14 protein-coding genes and 1 pseudogene are annotated in these 16,655 nt (G+C 61.5%); 9 read left to right on the top strand and 6 right to left on the bottom strand.

The window, feature by feature from the left end:
* Window positions 1-37: 37 nt before the first annotated feature.
* Window positions 38-1,866: pseudogene (mdoH, locus tag PXK07_RS08925) on the top strand (glucans biosynthesis glucosyltransferase MdoH).
* Between the two features lie 16 nt (window positions 1,867-1,882).
* On the opposite strand, the gene PXK07_RS08920 reads toward mdoH, so the two are convergent.
* Window positions 1,883-2,389, bottom strand: a complete 507-nt coding sequence (locus PXK07_RS08920; protein ID WP_274847879.1) for a rhodanese-like domain-containing protein — start codon at window positions 2,387-2,389, stop codon at window positions 1,883-1,885.
* A gap of 288 nt (window positions 2,390-2,677) precedes the next feature.
* On the opposite strand from PXK07_RS08920, the gene PXK07_RS08915 reads away from it, so the two are divergent.
* Genes PXK07_RS08915 through selD form a run of 7 tightly spaced genes read left to right on the top strand, consistent with a single transcriptional unit; the run spans window position 2,678 to window position 10,785 of the window.
* Window positions 2,678-5,539, top strand: coding sequence for a monovalent cation/H+ antiporter subunit A (locus PXK07_RS08915; RefSeq protein WP_274847878.1), 2,862 nt, complete (start codon window positions 2,678-2,680; stop codon window positions 5,537-5,539).
* Window positions 5,540-5,541: 2 nt separating this feature from the next.
* A complete protein-coding gene (locus tag PXK07_RS08910) occupies window positions 5,542-5,898 on the top strand; it encodes a Na+/H+ antiporter subunit C (RefSeq protein ID WP_274847877.1) in 357 nt (118 codons plus the stop codon).
* Window positions 5,895-7,439, top strand: a complete 1,545-nt coding sequence (locus tag PXK07_RS08905) for a monovalent cation/H+ antiporter subunit D (protein ID WP_274847876.1) — start codon at window positions 5,895-5,897, stop codon at window positions 7,437-7,439. Before PXK07_RS08910 ends, PXK07_RS08905 begins: the two co-directional genes overlap by 4 nt.
* Window positions 7,436-7,933 (top strand): Na+/H+ antiporter subunit E, encoded by a 498-nt coding sequence (locus PXK07_RS08900; RefSeq protein ID WP_274847875.1) that lies wholly within the window; start codon window positions 7,436-7,438, stop codon window positions 7,931-7,933. The genes PXK07_RS08905 and PXK07_RS08900 overlap by 4 nt, the downstream gene beginning before the upstream one ends.
* Entirely contained in the window at window positions 7,930-8,199 is a 270-nt protein-coding gene (locus PXK07_RS08895; protein ID WP_274847874.1) for a K+/H+ antiporter subunit F, read from the top strand. Before PXK07_RS08900 ends, PXK07_RS08895 begins: the two co-directional genes overlap by 4 nt.
* 5 nt (window positions 8,200-8,204) lie before the next feature.
* The gene (locus PXK07_RS08890) at window positions 8,205-8,582 is read left to right on the top strand and encodes a Na+/H+ antiporter subunit G (RefSeq protein WP_274847993.1); all 378 of its coding nucleotides are present in this window, start codon (window positions 8,205-8,207) and stop codon (window positions 8,580-8,582) included.
* 37 nt (window positions 8,583-8,619) lie between these two features.
* A complete protein-coding gene (gene selD, locus PXK07_RS08885) occupies window positions 8,620-10,785 on the top strand; it encodes a selenide, water dikinase SelD (RefSeq protein ID WP_274847873.1) in 2,166 nt (721 codons plus the stop codon).
* Here selD and mnmH read toward each other — a convergent pair.
* Entirely contained in the window at window positions 10,772-11,860 is a 1,089-nt protein-coding gene (gene mnmH / locus PXK07_RS08880; protein WP_274847872.1) for a tRNA 2-selenouridine(34) synthase MnmH, read from the bottom strand. The genes selD and mnmH overlap by 14 nt on opposite strands.
* Before the next feature lie 156 nt (window positions 11,861-12,016).
* On the opposite strand from mnmH, the gene PXK07_RS08875 reads away from it, so the two are divergent.
* Window positions 12,017-12,514: a MarR family winged helix-turn-helix transcriptional regulator gene (locus tag PXK07_RS08875; protein ID WP_342455866.1), complete on the top strand. Its 498-nt coding sequence runs from the start codon at window positions 12,017-12,019 to the stop codon at window positions 12,512-12,514.
* Between the two features lie 257 nt (window positions 12,515-12,771).
* Here the strand turns inward: PXK07_RS08875 and PXK07_RS08870 are convergent, their stop codons facing one another.
* From PXK07_RS08870 to PXK07_RS08855, 4 genes are all read right to left on the bottom strand, one after another.
* On the bottom strand, window positions 12,772-14,472 hold the full coding sequence (locus tag PXK07_RS08870; RefSeq protein WP_274847871.1) for a methyl-accepting chemotaxis protein: 1,701 nt from the start codon (window positions 14,470-14,472) through the stop codon (window positions 12,772-12,774).
* 628 nt (window positions 14,473-15,100) lie between these two features.
* On the bottom strand, window positions 15,101-15,565 hold the full coding sequence (locus PXK07_RS08865) for a hypothetical protein (protein ID WP_274847870.1): 465 nt from the start codon (window positions 15,563-15,565) through the stop codon (window positions 15,101-15,103).
* Window positions 15,566-15,583: 18 nt separating this feature from the next.
* Window positions 15,584-16,435 carry an RNA-binding domain-containing protein gene (locus PXK07_RS08860; RefSeq protein ID WP_274847869.1) on the bottom strand — a complete coding sequence of 284 codons (852 nt, stop codon included), beginning with the start codon at window positions 16,433-16,435 and terminating at the stop codon, window positions 15,584-15,586.
* A gap of 26 nt (window positions 16,436-16,461) precedes the next feature.
* A partial coding sequence (locus PXK07_RS08855) for a hypothetical protein (RefSeq protein WP_274847868.1) occupies window positions 16,462-16,655 on the bottom strand: 194 nt, incomplete at its 5' end.

Here is a 16,655-nt window from a genome sequence, read left to right as displayed (position 1 = left end):
GGGCGATACCCTGATCCCCCCCGAGCAACCGCTGGAGATGCCGGACCAGGATTTTGCCACCGCCTTTCGAGACCACACCGCACCGCAGGCAAAACCGCAACGGCAGGTGGCGCTCTGGCGGCTGATCGCCTTTTCGCCTGCGATGATCGCGACGGCAGGCTTGAGCCTTGTCATGCACGGCTGGTTCGCCAAGGACGGTTTCATGGGCCTGGAAGTGCTGCTGCTGGTCCTGATTGCCTTCAACTTCTTCTGGATCTCCTTTTCGGTCTCGACCGTGTTGCTGGGTCTTTTCCGCCTGTGGCGCCGTCAGCTTGGGCAGCACATCAGCGGTCCGGATACGGCAGAGGCGATGAAGGTTGCGCTATTGGTGCCCGTCCACAACGAAGACCCCGCCAGCGTCTGCGCCAATGCCCGCACCATGCTGGACGATCTATACGCCTGGGGCGGCCAGCACGACTATGCGATGTTCATCCTCTCCGACACGCGCGACGATCGGATCGGCGCGCTGGAGCAACATCATGTGGAAGTCCTGCAAACCACCCTGCCCCCCGGCATCCGGCTCTATTATCGGCGTCGGGCGCAGAACACGGGTCGGAAGGCGGGCAACATTGCCGATTGGGTGCGGCGCTGGGGCGCGGGATACGAGGCCATGCTGGTGCTGGATGCCGACAGCCTGATGACCGGGCGCGCCATTGCCGAGCTGGCCGATGCCCTGGCGCGCGACCCCGGCGCCGGGCTGATCCAGAGCTTTCCGCAACTGATCGAAGCCAGATCCGTCTTTGGGCGCATGCAGCAATTTGCCAATGGGGTCTATGGTCTCGCCATGGCCGAAGGGCTGGCAGCCTGGGTCGGCAGCGACGGCAACTACTGGGGACACAACGCGATCCTGCGCACCCGCGCCTTTGCGGCCTGTGCCGGCCTGCCGCCGCTGCGGCGCCTGTTCGGCGGTGCCACCCAGATCATGAGCCATGATTTCGTTGAGGCCGGGCCGGGTGGAGCGTGCGTTTCATGCCCTGGATCGAAGGCTCCTACGAGGAGACGCCACAAACCCTGATCGACCATATCCTGCGGGATCGGCGCTGGTGCCAGGGCAACCTGCAGCACCTGAACCTGCTGGCGGCCCGGGGGTTCAAGGCGGTGTCGCGCTTTCATCTGCTGCATGGGGCCATCGGCTATCTGATGGCGCCGATCTGGTTTGCACTGCTGGTGATCTGGGCCTTGATCGGCAAGGGCAAGGAGACCTCGGCGCTTGAGTATTTCAGCCCGGCCAATCCGCTGCGCCCCTCCTGGCCGGACATGTCGGAACCTCGCCATGTGGCGGTGATCCTGGTGATCTATGCCATGCTTCTGGCGCCAAAGATCCTGGCCATCGTCGCGGTACGCATGAGCGGCAGGCGGCTTTCGGATTTTGGCGGCGCAGTGCAATTCACCCTGTCGTTCCTCTCGGAAATCCTGCTGGCCATCCTCTATGCGCCGATCCTGATGGTGCAGCAGATGATCGCGGTCTTCCGCAGCGCCTTGCGGCTGCAACGAGGCTGGGCGCCCCAGGCAAGGGATGGTGGTCACTATCGCCTGAGGACCGTGGCACTCACCCATGTGCTGGAAACCCTGTGCGGTCTGCTGCTGAGCGCCGGGATTGTGGCGGGGCTGGTGTCGCTATGGCTGGTGCCCATTGCGATCTCGCTTGCCCTTGCGATCCCCCTGTCGGCGCTCTCTGGCCTGCATCCGCCCGCGTCCCTTGCCCTCTGGATGGGCTCGCGCGAGACCTTTGTGAGGCCGCAGATCATCGAAACAGCCCAAGGGTATCGCAGGGCAATGGCAGCCTATTTCTCTGGGCAATCCGCTGAACACTCCGCCGCGGAGTGATATATGGGCTGTGGCCCTATCCCTGCCAGCGGGCCACGGGCAGGTTGCCCGCGATCCAGCCGGGACCGGCTCGCGAGCCCAGCATGCCTTCGGGCACATCGATAATCTGCGAAAACCCCGCCTCTGCCAGCTGCCGCACCATTCGCGCAGAGCGCACGCCGCGGGCACATATCAATGCCACCGGCGCCGAGCGATCCCCCTGCAGCGCCGCGGACAGGGCCTCGGTGAAATCGTCACGCCGCATGTCGATCTGGATGCTGCCCACCGGAACCCCGGTGCTGCGCCACTCGCGCGGCGTGCGGATGTCCACCAGGGTGATCTGGCCCGATCCCGCACCGGCAAAGGCCTCTGCCACCGACAGACGCGGCTGGTCGTGATCGGGTGCAGGCTGGAAGCGCCAGATCAGGGCGCCCGCAGTTGCGCCAGTGACAGCAAGACCCGCCAAAACGATGAAGTTTCGGCGCGACAGGACTGTGCCGCGCCCCTCCGCCCGACCGGTCGCTTTTACCCGTGGTGACTGCATCGGCATCTCTCCCCATCCGCTCTGTCAGACTGTGCGCTCCACACTGCCGACATGGCGCCTATCTTAGCCCATTTCCGGCATTTGCGTGACCCTTCTGCACACCAGAGGAATTTTGACTATTCAAAATCTTGTCAACTCGCCCCTCCGGCCCCATCTGATGGCGACACCCAATATCTCCAGTCCGAAATGCACGTTTACCGACAGAATGGCGCCTGCGGACTGGCAAAAAAATGAAAAATTGCTTAGGCAAAGTAAAATGCGCCTAGCGCCAACTCGGGAGAACTGCACGTGTCCCTGTTTCTGATTGCGGCCCTGCCCTTTCTTGGCGCCGTATTCCCTGCTCTCTTGATCAGAGCGGGCCGCAACGCGTCGGCCTCCGCTGCCGGTCTGACCACATTCCTGGCCTTTGCCGGGCTGTTGTTGCACGCTCCGGCGGTGTTCAGCGGAGAGGTCATCACCGCCCGTTTCGACTGGCTGCCGGGATTGGGACTGAATGCGAACTTCTTCCTGGATGGGCTGGGCTTCCTCTTTGCCACGCTGATCCTTGGTATCGGCCTGCTGATCATCCTCTATGCGCGGTTCTACCTGTCGCGCGAGGATCCGATGGGGCAGTTCTACACCTATCTCTTGCTGTTCCAGGGCGCGATGGTGGGGATCGTTCTGTCTGACAACATCCTGCTGTTGCTGATTTTCTGGGAGCTGACATCGCTGTCGTCCTTCCTGTTGATCGGCTATTGGAAACACCTGCCCGAAGGGCGCCAGGGCGCGCGCATGGCACTGACCATTACCGGATCGGGCGGCCTTGCCATGATCGGGGGCATGCTGATCCTGGGCCATATCGCGGGGTCCTATGACCTGAGCGTCATTTTGCAGAACAAGGATCTGATCCAGGCCTCCCCCCTGTATCTGCCCGCGCTGATCCTGATCCTGATCGGCTGTTTCACCAAATCGGCGCAGTTCCCGTTCCATTTCTGGCTGCCCCATGCCATGGCCGCACCGACGCCGGTCTCGGCCTATCTGCACTCGGCCACCATGGTGAAGGCAGGCCTGTTCCTGATGGCGCGGATGTGGCCGGTTCTGGCGGGCACGCCCGAGTGGTTCTACATCGTGGCGACCACCGGCCTTGTAACCATGGCCCTGGGTGCGGTGATTGCCCTCTTCAAGGATGATCTGAAGGGTCTTCTGGCCTTTTCTACCGTCAGCCACCTGGGGCTAATCACCATGCTCCTGGGGTTCGGCACCAAACTCGCGGCGGTGATCGCCGTCTTCCACATCATCAACCATGCCACCTTCAAGGCGGCGCTGTTCATGTCGGCCGGGATCGTCGATCACGAGGCGCATACCCGCGATATCAAGCGCCTGGGCGGTCTGCGCCACCTGATGCCGGTGACCTTTACCATCGCGCTGGTCGCAGCCCTGTCGATGGCGGGCATTCCCCCCTTCAACGGCTTCCTGTCGAAAGAGATGATGCTGGAGGAAACCGTTCACACCGTTTGGGCTGGCTCTCACTACTTTGTGCCCGGCCTTGCACTGATTGCGGCCCTGTTCTCTGCCGCCTATTCCTTCCGCTTCATCGTACATGTCTTCTTTGGCCCCAAACGCGACGACTACCCGGGCCATCCCCATGATCCCGGAGCGGGCCTGTGGCTGGCGCCTGCCGCTCTGATCACGCTGGTCATCCTGATCGGGCTGTTCTCGGCCAAACTCGCGGGGCCCTTGGTGGCGGTCGCGGCCGGTGCGGTGATCGGCGGCGGAGAACTTCCGTACTATTCGCTGAAACTCTGGCACGGGTTCACGCCCGCGCTTTACATGTCGATCGTCGCCGTTGCGGGCGGCGCGCTGTTGCTGGCCGCCCACGGCCCGGTAATGCGCGCCTGGAACGCGGCGCCGCGGCCTGAGGCAAAGGTGATTTTCGATGCCGTGATGGAGGCGCTGGCACGGCTGGCCAAGGGGATCACAGACGGGCTGCACAATGGTGCGATCACGCGCTATGGCGCCATCATGGTTGCCTTCACCCTGGCCCTGGGCTGGTACGCCTATGAAAGTGGCACAACCGGACCGGCCACCCGTGCGCTGCAAGCCATTGAGCCCATTCCAGCCCTCGGCTGGCTGAGCCTGGTTCTGGCGACCCTGATGATCGTCGCCCGCCACCGCAATCGCCTATTGGCGCTGATCCTGGTCGGTGTTGTCGGCCTCGTGGTGTCGATGTCGTTCAACTACCTCTCGGCCCCCGACCTGGCCCTGACCCAGCTGTCGGTCGAGGTGGTGACCATCGTGTTGATGCTCCTGGCGCTGAACTTCATGCCCAAGGAAACTCCGGTCGAGACCCCGGCCCTGACCCGCCTGCGCGACGGCGCCATCGCGGTGGTGGCAGGGATTGGCTCCGGCGGGCTGATCTATGCGCTGATGATGCGCGATTTCGCAGCCCCCCCGATCTCGGAATTCCACCTCGCCAATTCCTACAAGGGCGGCGGTGGCACCAATGTGGTGAATGTGATCCTGGTCGATTTCCGTGGCTTTGACACCTTTGGCGAGATCATCGTGCTGGGTATCGCGGCAATGGTGATCTACGCCCTGACCGAGGCGGTTCTCGGCAGCCGGGTGCGCGCCTACCTGCTGAACCGCAAACCGGATCTGCCACAGGCGGGCGATGCCCACCCGATGATGATGGTGGTTGCCACCCGGGTGATGATGCCGCTGGCCCTGATGATCGCGGCCTATATCTTCTTCCGCGGCCACAACCTGCCCGGAGGCGGCTTCATCGCCGGCCTGATCGCGGCGATTGCGGTGATCATGCAATATATGGCATCGGGCTTTTCCTGGACCTCCGAACGGCAGCGTTTCTACTACCATGGCATCATCGGCTCCGGCGTTTTGATTGCCGCCGCGACCGGGATCGGCGCCTGGTTCAACGACCTGCCCTTCCTGACATCCGCCTTTGGCTATCTCCACTGGCCGCCGCTGAACGAGTTCGAATGGGCCACCGCCGCCCTGTTCGACCTTGGCGTCTTCCTCGCCGTGGTCGGTGCCGTGCTGCTGGCGCTTGAAAGCCTGTCACGCTTTGCCTGGCAACCGGGGATTTCTTCGGAACACGCCATGGATATCAACCCGGCCCGTGATGACGAGCCCAAGAAAGAAAACGAGGTCTGAGCATGGAACTTCTGGTTGCTTCCGCTGTTGGCCTGCTGACCGCTGCCGGGGTCTATCTGATCCTGCGCAGACGCACCTTCCCGGTGATCCTGGGGCTGTCGCTGGTCACCTATGCGGTGAATGTCTTCTTGTTCGCCACCGGTCGTCTGATGGTCAATGCCCCGCCCATCCTCAACAAATACGCAGAGGTCGCCTATACCGATCCGCTGCCCCAGGCGCTGGTTCTGACCGCGATCGTGATCTCCTTCGGGATGACGGCCGTAGTGGTGATGATCGCGCTTGCGGCCTATCTCTCGGCGCAGGATGACCGGATCGACATGCTGGACGACGATGCTGCCAAGACGGGAGAGGACGCATGAATCATCTGCTGATCGCGCCCATTCTCCTGCCGGCGATTGTTGCCCCCTTCATCATCATGGTGCTGCGCTACCATATCGACCTGAAACGCATCTTCTCGACTGCCAGCACGGTCGGCATTGCCCTGATCAGCCTGGCGCTGGCGATCCAGGCCGCTGACGGCACCGTGCAGGTCTATGAGCTGGGCAACTGGCCTGCGCCCTTTGGCATCGTTCTGGTCCTGGACCGCCTGTCGGCGATGATGATCGTGCTGACCGCGGTTCTGGCGCTGGCCGTGCTGCTCTATGCCATCGGCACCGGCTGGGATGCGCGGGGCGCCAATTTCCACGCCCTGTTCCAGTTCCAGCTGATGGGCATCATCGGCGCCTTTCTGACCGGCGATGCCTTCAACCTTTTTGTCTTCTTCGAAGTGCTGCTGATCGCCTCCTACGGGCTGATGATCCATGCAGGCGGCGCCCGGCGGTTCCAGGCCGGAGTGCAATATGTGGTCTATAATCTCCTCGGCTCGACCCTGTTCCTGTTTGCCCTGGGAACGCTTTATGCGGTGACCGGCACACTCAACATGGCGGACCTTGCAGTGCGCGTGGCCGAGCTACCGGCCGAGGATACCGCATTGCTGCGCGTTGGCGCCATGCTGCTCTTGTTGGTCTTTGCGATCAAGGCTGCGGTTCTGCCGCTGCATTTCTGGCTACCTGCCTCCTATGCCAATGCGCCGCTGCCGGTCGCAGCGCTGTTTGCGATCATGACCAAGGTCGGCGCCTACGCGATCCTGCGCGTCTACACATTGGTCTTTGGTCCCGAGGTGGAAGTGACCGCGGGCCTTGCCGGAGACTGGCTGCTGCCTGCCGCGCTGATTACCCTGGCCGTGGGTGCCATCGGGATCCTGGGCGCGCGTGAGATCGGCCGGCTGATGGCCTTTGGCGCCATCTCCTCGATGGGGACGCTTCTGACCGCTGTCGCGCTGTTCACCCCCGAAGCGGTGGCCGCCGCGCTTTACTACACCGTGCATTCGACTCTGGCCGCAGCGCTGCTGTTCCTAATCGCCGACATGGTGATGGAACGTCAGGGCGGCGAGATTGCCGCCAAACCCGTGATGGCGCAAAGCGGGCTGATCGCCGCGCTGTTCTTTGCCGGTGCCATTGCCCTGGCCGGGATGCCGCCGCTGTCGGGCTTCATCGGCAAGCTTCTGGTGATGGATGCCGCGCGCGGCCATGATCTGGTCTGGTGGATCTGGGGTGTGATCCTGGTCTCCTCGCTGGTCACCATCATCGGCCTGGCGCGTGCAGGCAGTCTGATCTTCTGGAAAAGCCATGGGCTGTCCCCGCAGACACACACCGTGGACAAAGGCGCAACGCCCCCGCCGGTCCAAGCGACAAGCTCCAACTCGGCCCTGCCCTTCGTGGCCTGTTTCGGCCTCCTTGCCGCGCTGATCCTGCTGACGATCCTTGCCGGGCCGATGATGAGCTATGCCGAGGCCACGGCGGCGCAGCTATTTGCACCGGATGCCTACCTTGAAACCGTGTTGGAGAGGGCTGGAAAATGAAACTGCTGCACCGACTGCTTCCTCATCCGATCCTGACCCTGGTGCTGACGCTGACCTGGGTTCTGACCGTCAACAGTTTCACGCTGAACTCGCTGGTCTTCGGCTTCCTGCTGGGCCTGTTGATCCCCTTCCTGACCCAGCCCTTCTGGCAGAAGCAAGTGCGCATCAAACACCCGATGAAGATCGCCGCCTATATCCTTCTGGTGCTGTGGGACATCGTGATTGCCAATATCACCGTGGCGCGGATTGTCCTGTTCAAATCAAACGCGGACCGGCGCCCAGCCTGGATCGCCATCCCGCTGGATCTGCGCACGCCTGAGGCGATCACCGTTCTGGCGGGCACCATCACCATGACACCGGGCACCGTCTCGGCGGATCTGTCGGCCGAGGGGCATGCCCTGTTGGTTCATTGCCTGGATTGCGACGACACCGATGCCCAGCGGGACGCGATCAAACAGCGTTACGAGCGCCGCCTGATGGAGATTTTCGAATGATTGAAGCTGCGGCCCTGTTTGCCTTTCTCTGCTTTGCGATGGCCCTTTTGATGAACCTCTGGAAGGTGATGTTCGGCACCACCGTGGCCGACCGCATCCTGGCGCTGGATACCATGTTCATCAATGCCATCGCGCTGATGGTTCTTTACGGTCTGGCGCTGGGAACCGAGATCTTTTTCGAGGCGGCGATGCTGATTGCCATGCTCGGCTTTGTCTCCACCGTGGCCTATGCGCGCTTCATCCTGCGCGGCAATATCATCGAGTGAGGTGCATCGACATGTTCATTGAGATACTGATCACAGCCTTTCTGCTGATGGCCGGCTTCTTCGGCCTGCTGGGATCCTACGGGCTTTTGAAGCTGAACGATCCGATGTCGCGCCTGCATGCCCCCACCAAATTGACAACGCTGGGTGTGGGCGGCGTTCTTCTGGCCTCGATTGCCCATGCCATCGCCATTGAGGGACACCTGTCCCTGCACGAGCTGATGATCACCCTGTTCTTGTTCCTGACCGCCCCGGTCACCGCGCATTTCATCGCCAAGGTTCACATTCACCGGCGCGAGCAGACAGGCACCTTGCCTCCGGCCGGAAAAGACGCAATCTGGTCCACGCATAACACACCGCAGGACGACACCCCGACGGGGACCTGAGCGACCTGTCGGCCAAATAGTTTCGAAAGACCACGCCATGGATACGCCCCGCCTGCCCCAGACCAAGGATGTGGTGCTGATCGGCGGCGGCCACGCCCATGCGCTGGTACTCCTGAAATGGGGCATGCGCCCGCTGCCCGGCGCCCGGCTCACCCTGATCAACCCCGGCCCCACCGCCCCCTATTCGGGCATGCTGCCCGGCTTCGTCGCAGGCCATTACGACCGGGCTGATCTCGACATCGATCTGGTGCGTCTGGCGCGCTTTGCAGGCGCGCGTTTGGTGCTGGGGAGCGCCGTAGGCTTGGATCCCGTCGCCCGCACAGTACAGGTGTCGGGGCGCCCAGATATCGCCTTCGATCTGGCCTCGGTCGATGTGGGGATCACCTCGGAAATGCCGGATCTGGCCGGTTTCCAGGACCACGCCGTTCCGGCAAAACCGCTGGGTGTCTTTGCCCAGAAATGGGCCGCCTTTAGGGAGGGTGACGGCCCGGCGCGCATTTCGGTGATCGGAGGGGGTGTTGCCGGGGCGGAGCTGGTGCTGGCCATGGCCCATGCCCTGCGGGTCCGGGACCGCCTGGCGCAGGCGACCCTGATCGACAGCGGAGAGGTCCTGGGCACCGCCAGCGACGGCATCCGTGGCCGTCTGCGCCGCGCCTTTGCCGAACAGGGTGTCACCCTGATCGAAAACGCCCGGGTTGCCCGCATTCACCCCGACCGTATCGAACTCGACAGTGGCCGTGAAATCCTGTCGGATTTCACCACCGGAGCCGCAGGAGCACGCCCCCATGATTGGCTGGCAGACAGTGGCTTGGATCACCACCAGGGGTTCCTCACGGTCTCTGACACCCTGCAGACCTCGGATCCGGCGGTGTTTGCCGCCGGGGATTGCGCCCATCTGGCCTATGCCCCGCGCCCCAAGGCCGGCGTCTATGCGGTGCGCCAGGCACCGATCCTGCTGCACAACCTGCGGGCTGCCGCAACCGGCGACCCCATGCGCAGCTACCGACCGCAAAAGGATTATCTCAAGCTGATCTCCATGGGGCAGAAAGAGGCCCTGGGGGAACGATTTGGCACGCTCTTTGCCGGGAAATATGTCTGGCGCTGGAAGGATCGGATCGACCAGAGTTTCATGGAGCAATTCCGCAGCCTGCCGCAGATGGAAGCGCCCGAGCTGCCTGCAGAACACACCGAGGACCTGCCCTTTGTGCTTGGTGATAAGCCCATGTGCGGCGGCTGTGGCGCCAAGGCCGGACGGGGGGCCTTGCGCGCCGCATTGGGCAACACGACCGGCAGCAGCACACGCGACGACATCACGCCGCTGCCCGGCGATGACGCCGCCCTTCTGACCATGGGATCCACCCGCCAGGTGATCAGCACCGACCATCTGCGCGCCTTTACCAACGACCCCTACGTGATGGCCCGCATTGCGGCAGTGCATGCGCTTGGCGATATCTGGGCCATGGGGACAGCCCCCCAGGCGGCCACCGCAAACCTGATCCTGCCGCGCCTGGCGCCCGCCCTGCAACAGCGTACCCTGGTAGAAATCATGGCGGCCGCCCGCAGCGTGATGCGCGACGCCGGAGCCGAAATCATCGGCGGGCATACCTCGCTTGGGGATGAGCTGACCGTGGGTTTCACCGTCACCGGGCTGTCTACGCGCGATCCGGTGACGCTGGCGGGCGCACGGCCCGGCGATGCGCTGGTGCTGACGAAACCGATTGGATCCGGAGTGATCATGGCGGCCGAGATGGCCACCCAGGCCGAGGGCGCCTGGATCGCGGCAGCACTTGCCCAGATGCAACTGTCACAGGCTGTACCCTCTCAGGTCCTGTCACCCGATGCCAATGCGATGACCGATGTCACCGGTTTTGGCCTCGCCGGGCATCTGCTTGGGATCTGCGAAGCCTCCGGCGTCAGCGCGGAACTCAGCTTCGATGCGATCCCGCTGATGGAGGGCGCGGCTGTCCTGGCTGAAAGGGGTATCCGCTCGTCGCTGTTCCCGGAAAATGCAGCTCTGTTGCCCGACTGGAGCACCAGCGGTGCCCAGGATCTGCTGTTTGATCCGCAGACCGCCGGTGGCCTGCTGGCGGCCTTGCCCCGGGACAAGGCCGCAGATGCGGTTGCACAGCTGCAAAAGGCGGGCCATCAGGCCGCGATCATCGGCCAGGTCGTGGCGGGCGCCGGTCAGATCATTCTGCGCTAGGCTCCATGTCTGGCCGCAGCCCCTGCACGGCATCAAGATGCTTCAGCACCGTGCCAGCCGCCGCGCAAAGCGCCGTCGGCTCCAGGCTGTCCAGCGCAACCTCCGCCATCACTCCCGCACCGATGTGACGGCGGGAACTTTGATAGGCTGGATCGTAATGTTGCACCATCAGGGAGCTTGCCAAACCGGCCATATCCCCGGTTGCCAGTAACTCCTGCCAGCCATCGACAACCGCGTTGGAGCGATGCGCGCGCAGCCGATCCAGCGTTTCCGACAGGGCCTCTGGCTCCGGCAGGCTGTCGCGGTAGCTGCGCATCAGGTAGCGGCAGCGTTCTTCGACCGGGGCGCTCAGCTCGATGCGGGGGGCCTGTTTCATCAGCGACCACAGCGCGGGCGGAATGATGCGCGCACCGATCTTGTTCGATTCCGCCTCTACCAGCACCGGGCGCGCAGGATCAAGCCGCACCAGGGCCCCGGCAAGGGCGGATTCAAAGGCCTTCTGGCTGGGTTGATCCCCGGGCATATCCCCCAGGAGCGATCCCCGGTGATTGGCCATGGCTTCCAGATCCAGGACCTGACCGCCCGCCTCCGCCACGTGCTGTAAGAGGTCGGTCTTCGCGGTGCCGGTGTAGCCATCCAGCAGCACCAGCCGATGAGGCAGATCGGTCTCATAGAGCATGGCGTGGACCAGCCGCCGATAGGATTGATACCCGCCCTTGATCATCTCGGCCCGCCAGCCGATCTGCTGCAACAGATAGGTGAAGCTGCCCGACCGCTGGCCGCCGCGCCAGCAATAGACCAGCGGACGCCAGCCACCTTCCTGCTGGCTCAGGGTCTCTTCGATGTGACGGGCCGCATTGCGAAACACCATGGCGGCGCCGATCTTGCGCGCCAGGAAAGGGCTTTGCTGCACGTAGATCGTCCCGACCTCCGCGCGTTCCTCATTGCTGAGAACCGGCAAGTTGATGGCACCCGGCACATGATCTTCGGCGAATTCCGCAGGGCTGCGCACATCGATCACGCTGTCATGACCGTGGTCGAACATGTCCTGCAGGGAAGAGAAACTCAAAGCCATTGGACAGATCTATCCCGGCCCACGCGCCAGGAAAAGTGGCTTTTCAACATCAAGTGGCGGAACCGGGCATCGGCCACAGTAATTGTGGCCATTTGCCGCCTTTTCTGCTTTATTCTCAAAGCGCAGGATAAGATCCAAAAGAGCCGAAATTCCTCTATGACCATGCCAGACGATGACCCCCACACGTTGGAGTTGCACCGGTTCCCCGGCCACCTGATCCGCCGCCTGCACCAGATTTCAGTGGCACAGTTCGCCGAAACGGTTGCTGCCCATAAGATCGATCTCACCCCTGTGCAATATGCCGCGCTCCGGGCCATTTGCTCCAATCCCGGTATTGACCAGGCCTCGGTTGCGGGGCTGATCGCCTATGACCGGGCAACATTGGGCAAGGTCATCGACCGGTTGGAGAGCAAAGGCTTGATTGACCGCAGCATCAGCCCCACGGACCGCCGTGCCCGCCAGCTTGAGGTCACCGAGGTGGGCCTGCAGGTGCTGGCCCAGGTCCAACCCTTGGTCGATGCGGTTCAGGGCGAGATTCTGACCGGGCTGAATGCCGAGGAAAAGGAGCAGTTCATGCGGCTTCTGCAAAAGGCGACAGATGCCGGCAACGACCGCAGCCGCGCGCCCCTGCGCAGCCCCGCGCGGGAGCGTTAGAGCCTGCGCAAGCCGCACCCGCAACCGGTTGCTTGGGACACGCCCCATTGCAGGCCCAATGGCGGCCCTGCCCCCGATTAAATGGGGTGGCAGATCCGAAGGCGAATGCTGAAAAGCCGCTCTCGACGGCAGTCAAAAACGCCCCCGGGTGCGGCGGCCCGGGGGCGTTGAAACAGGTTTGAAACAGGGAGCGGGAAAACGTCACAGCGTGGCAGTAGATGGCCGAGGCCCCCTTGCTGGCTGTGACGCTACCACAGTCAAGCCACCCGTTTCTGATCGTTCTTCGTATCGGAAAAGCGCTGCAGCAGTTCCGCAAGACGCGAAGCCTCGCTCTTCATCTTCTGGCTGGCGGAACTGGTTTCCTGCACCATTGCCGCATTCTGCTGTGTGACCTGGTCCAGTTGCGACACACCGACGTTGATTTCCTGCAGCCCCGACGCCTGCTCCGTGGCCGAGGCGGCGATGGCGGACACCAGTTCCGAGACGCTGGTGACGCTTTCGACGATCTCCGCAAGCGTCTTGCCGGTGGCCTGAACCAGAAGCTCGCCATCTGAGATCTCTTTCGCGCTGATGCCGACCAGATCCTTGATTTCATTCGCAGACTTCGCCGCAAGAAGAGCAAGGTTGCGCACTTCGGAGGCCACGACAGCAAAGCCGCGCCCGGCTTCGCCTGCGCGCGCCGCTTCGACGCCTGCGTTCAGGGCCAGAAGGCTGGTCTGAAAGGCGATATCGTCGATCACGGTGGTAATCTGGCTGATCTTCTCCGACGCCGCCGAGATCGAGGTCATCGCCTGCAAGGCCTGCTCCATCACCTGGCCGCCCTGCTGGGCCCGATCGCGTCCTTCCGCAGCCAGGGCATCTGCCGACTGGGCCTGTTCCGCTGCGGAATTCACGCTGGCGGACAGCTGTTCCAGCGCTGCCGCCGATTGCTCCAGGGTTGCAGCCTGTGTTTCAGCCCGTTGGGACATCTCATCGGACATGCCCGAGAGATCCTCGGCGCTTTGCTCCACTGCGCCAGCGCTGCCGCGCAGCTGATCCACCAGATCGGCCAGTCCAGTGGCCAGATCATTGAAGTCGATGCACAGCAGCTCGTAGCTGTCGCCCAGGCTTGCCCATTTGGCGGTTTCAATCCGGTGCTGCATGTTCCCGGCCTTGAGACTGCTCATGGCGATGCTCAAATCGTGGAACAGTTCGACCCGCGCGCCGTTTTCCTGTTGGGTTTTTTCCTCGGCCTCCTTGGCACTTGCCAGGCGGTCGCGCAGGCTTTCCAGATTGCGCGCGATCTCTCCGACCTCGTCGCCCCGGTAGGTGCCTGCGATCGGGCTGTCGTAGTCTTCCTCGACCAGCCGGTTCACGGCATCGGCGGATTGCACGATGGGACGGCTCAGAAGATAGCCGAACACCATTGCCATAACCAAGGCCGCGCCCATGGCGACGACATTGGCAACGAAGAGGAGTGTTTCGCTGCTCGCGCTCTGATCGGAAATCTGCTGCTCGACAAGCTGGCTGCGTTCGCCAATGGTATCCTGCAAACCGTTGATGGTGTCGCGCAGATGGACAATTCTGGGAACAACATCGCTATAGGCCAGGTCTTTGCGGGCCTCTGGAGCCGCTTTCGCCAGACCGGCGAACGCCCCCTGAAAACCCTCCACCGCTGGCACCAGTTCCATCAGGATCTCGTAGACATCTGCTTGCCGGGCATTGTCCATCTCGACATCGACAAAACGTGCCTTCGCAGCGGCAAGCTCTACGGCGACCTCTTCAATGTTGCCACGCAGCCCGTCCAGGCCACGGTCATCCCCCAAGGCATAGGAGTAAAGATCGGCCAGGCCCTGCTCGATATCTTCCTTCATGTCGTCGAGGCTTTTCAGCTGGGCAACCACCTCACGGGATTGCTGAATGCTGTCTGTCAGACGATTGCTGACGAACCAGGAGGTCATCGCGATTGCCAAAAGCATGGCAACAAATGTTCCTCCCAGTGCGAAGACTTGGGTGCGGATTGAGAACCGATGCATGATTGCTGCCTATCTATTCTAATGCAGGATTGGGATGCTAACTAGGCGGTCACGTTAGCCAGATCCGGTGAAGCATCCGTTACTTTGATGGGCAAGTTTCACTTTGAAACGTAAAAAATCGTGCTTTTTGGCCCCCAAGGTGGCCAACTCCGTGTTGCGAACATGCCCGGATCTCGGAAATAGGCTGGAAAATCTGCGGACGCTTCCAAGAATGCGAAACATGGCGCAAAAACATCAAGATAGGCAGAAACAGCGCCCATGATGAAGCATTCCGAACTGGGAACGGATTTCTGGTGGTTCTGACGGCGGGTTCGGCTGTCAGCTTTGCCCAGATAGCGACATTTGCGAAGTTCGGGCCGCAGGGCGTGGCCCGACACGACGAACGGCTCAGAGCCGACCTTCATACCTAGTGCTGCGCATGACCGGCCCCAGCTCGAGGCGGACGAGAGGCTCGCCCGTGGACGATCACAGGAACTCAAGCAAAGCGAGAAAACTTCGCATCGGCGTCGGCAGCTTAGATAAAAACTAACTACATCCGTTCCGACAATACCAAAGCCGTCAAGGTCAACGTTTAAAAGCGCCCTTGCTTCATACGCTCCAATTCTTCTTCGACAAGCGCCTGTGACAGGGGAAAGAAATTGAATACCTCGTACAGAGGGATGAGTAAGGAATGAATCACCTCGACCATATTGTCGCGAAGCTGAACGAGACTGGCGGTGGTTTCCAACAGAACCTCATCAGTTCGACTGATCCGATAGTCCATCATCATCCGCTGTCCTGTTATGCTGGTGAGCCTTCTTTCATTCAGTCCTGTGAATCGAACTCGAATTGCTATCGCCTCGACATCCTCGAACTGTTCCGCATACCGCAGTGCAAAGTACATTGCTTCTCCTACTCGCCAGACCGGCAGTGTCACATCAATGACTTGCCCAGCTGGCGTGGTTTCGAGACCGTCTTCGGTGTACCCACGAATTGTGTAGAGCTTTCCGAAACGGTCAACACGCCAGAAGTCGGAATGTGAGGGATTCTCTGCCAATGTCCGTTCCGCAACCGGTCACCCTACCCACGCTTCAACCATGCCGTCATGGGGGTATGGTTGCCACTCATTCCGGTTCAGCTCCAAAAAAGGCCCCCAACCCGTCATCCGAATGCGCCTAGCTTGCTGCAGCCGTTCCTGAATTTTCGCAAGATTTTGTGCGGGATCGTTCCCTATTAGCGCAAACCCCATCTCGTAAAATCCATTGGGAAACCGCGAGGGAGAGTTTTCTGGGAGTGAGGCAGAAAGCTCTTGCCATCTACCATTTGCCGCTGCAGAGAATTGGTCTAACGCTTCCTGTACGTCCGGTGGAGGTTCAACCGCGTCAACCCGCCCGGACACTATCGAACGAATAGCCTCAAGCATATCTTCTCGGCTCGCACGGACACACCGGTTTATTAGAGCACGCCATTCTTCGCTGGATTGTGGCTCTTCGCTACGGGGACCTGGCTTTCGTATGTAGCAACGATTGCGCATTATTACTCCGTCACAATCCCGTTTGCTCATCACCGGTTCCGTTTGATCGCCCGGCACGCAGACAACTGGATGTTCGGCACCACTGGCTGCGCTTTGAACAAAATGGACTTCGCAGTGAAACTCGGGGGTCGCAAAGCGGCGAATTACTCCGTTCACCACGTCCTGGGTAACTTCAGGAGTTCCTTCGGGTCTTTCCGTGGAGATAAGATTTTCGCCTTGTTCCTCAAAGCCCAAAACCACAAAGCCTCCACCATGATTAGCAAGTGCAATCGCTGCTTTCGCCAGCGTTGCCCGACCATCATTCTGTGATAGGTCGAGCCACGCCTTGTATTCCGCTCCCAAATCTTCTCTTGGAGAGTCTACCAATGGCTGCAGATCAGCGGCATTCGTCATATTATCACCCTTTGTTGGATTTGAGCCTACAAACGCTTCATAAATAAGGATAACGAACCCCGCGCTTCATCGCGAGCGTACAGATCATTTTCCGCACCATCACGAAGGACCAGTTCGATTGATCGCGCTGCATTTGCATGGCTACTAGGGTCAGGACTCATAGCCAGTAAATGACGAGCGCTGCGAGTGCGATGGCTGACAGGAAGACCTTTGGGCACCT

Origin of the sequence: Phaeobacter sp. QD34_24, assembly GCF_028890115.1 — a bacterium.
Taxonomy (GTDB): Bacteria; Pseudomonadota; Alphaproteobacteria; order Rhodobacterales; family Rhodobacteraceae; genus Phycobacter.
The sequence above is the reverse complement of the archived record's forward strand: the minus strand, read 5'-3'. Positions and strand labels throughout refer to the sequence as shown.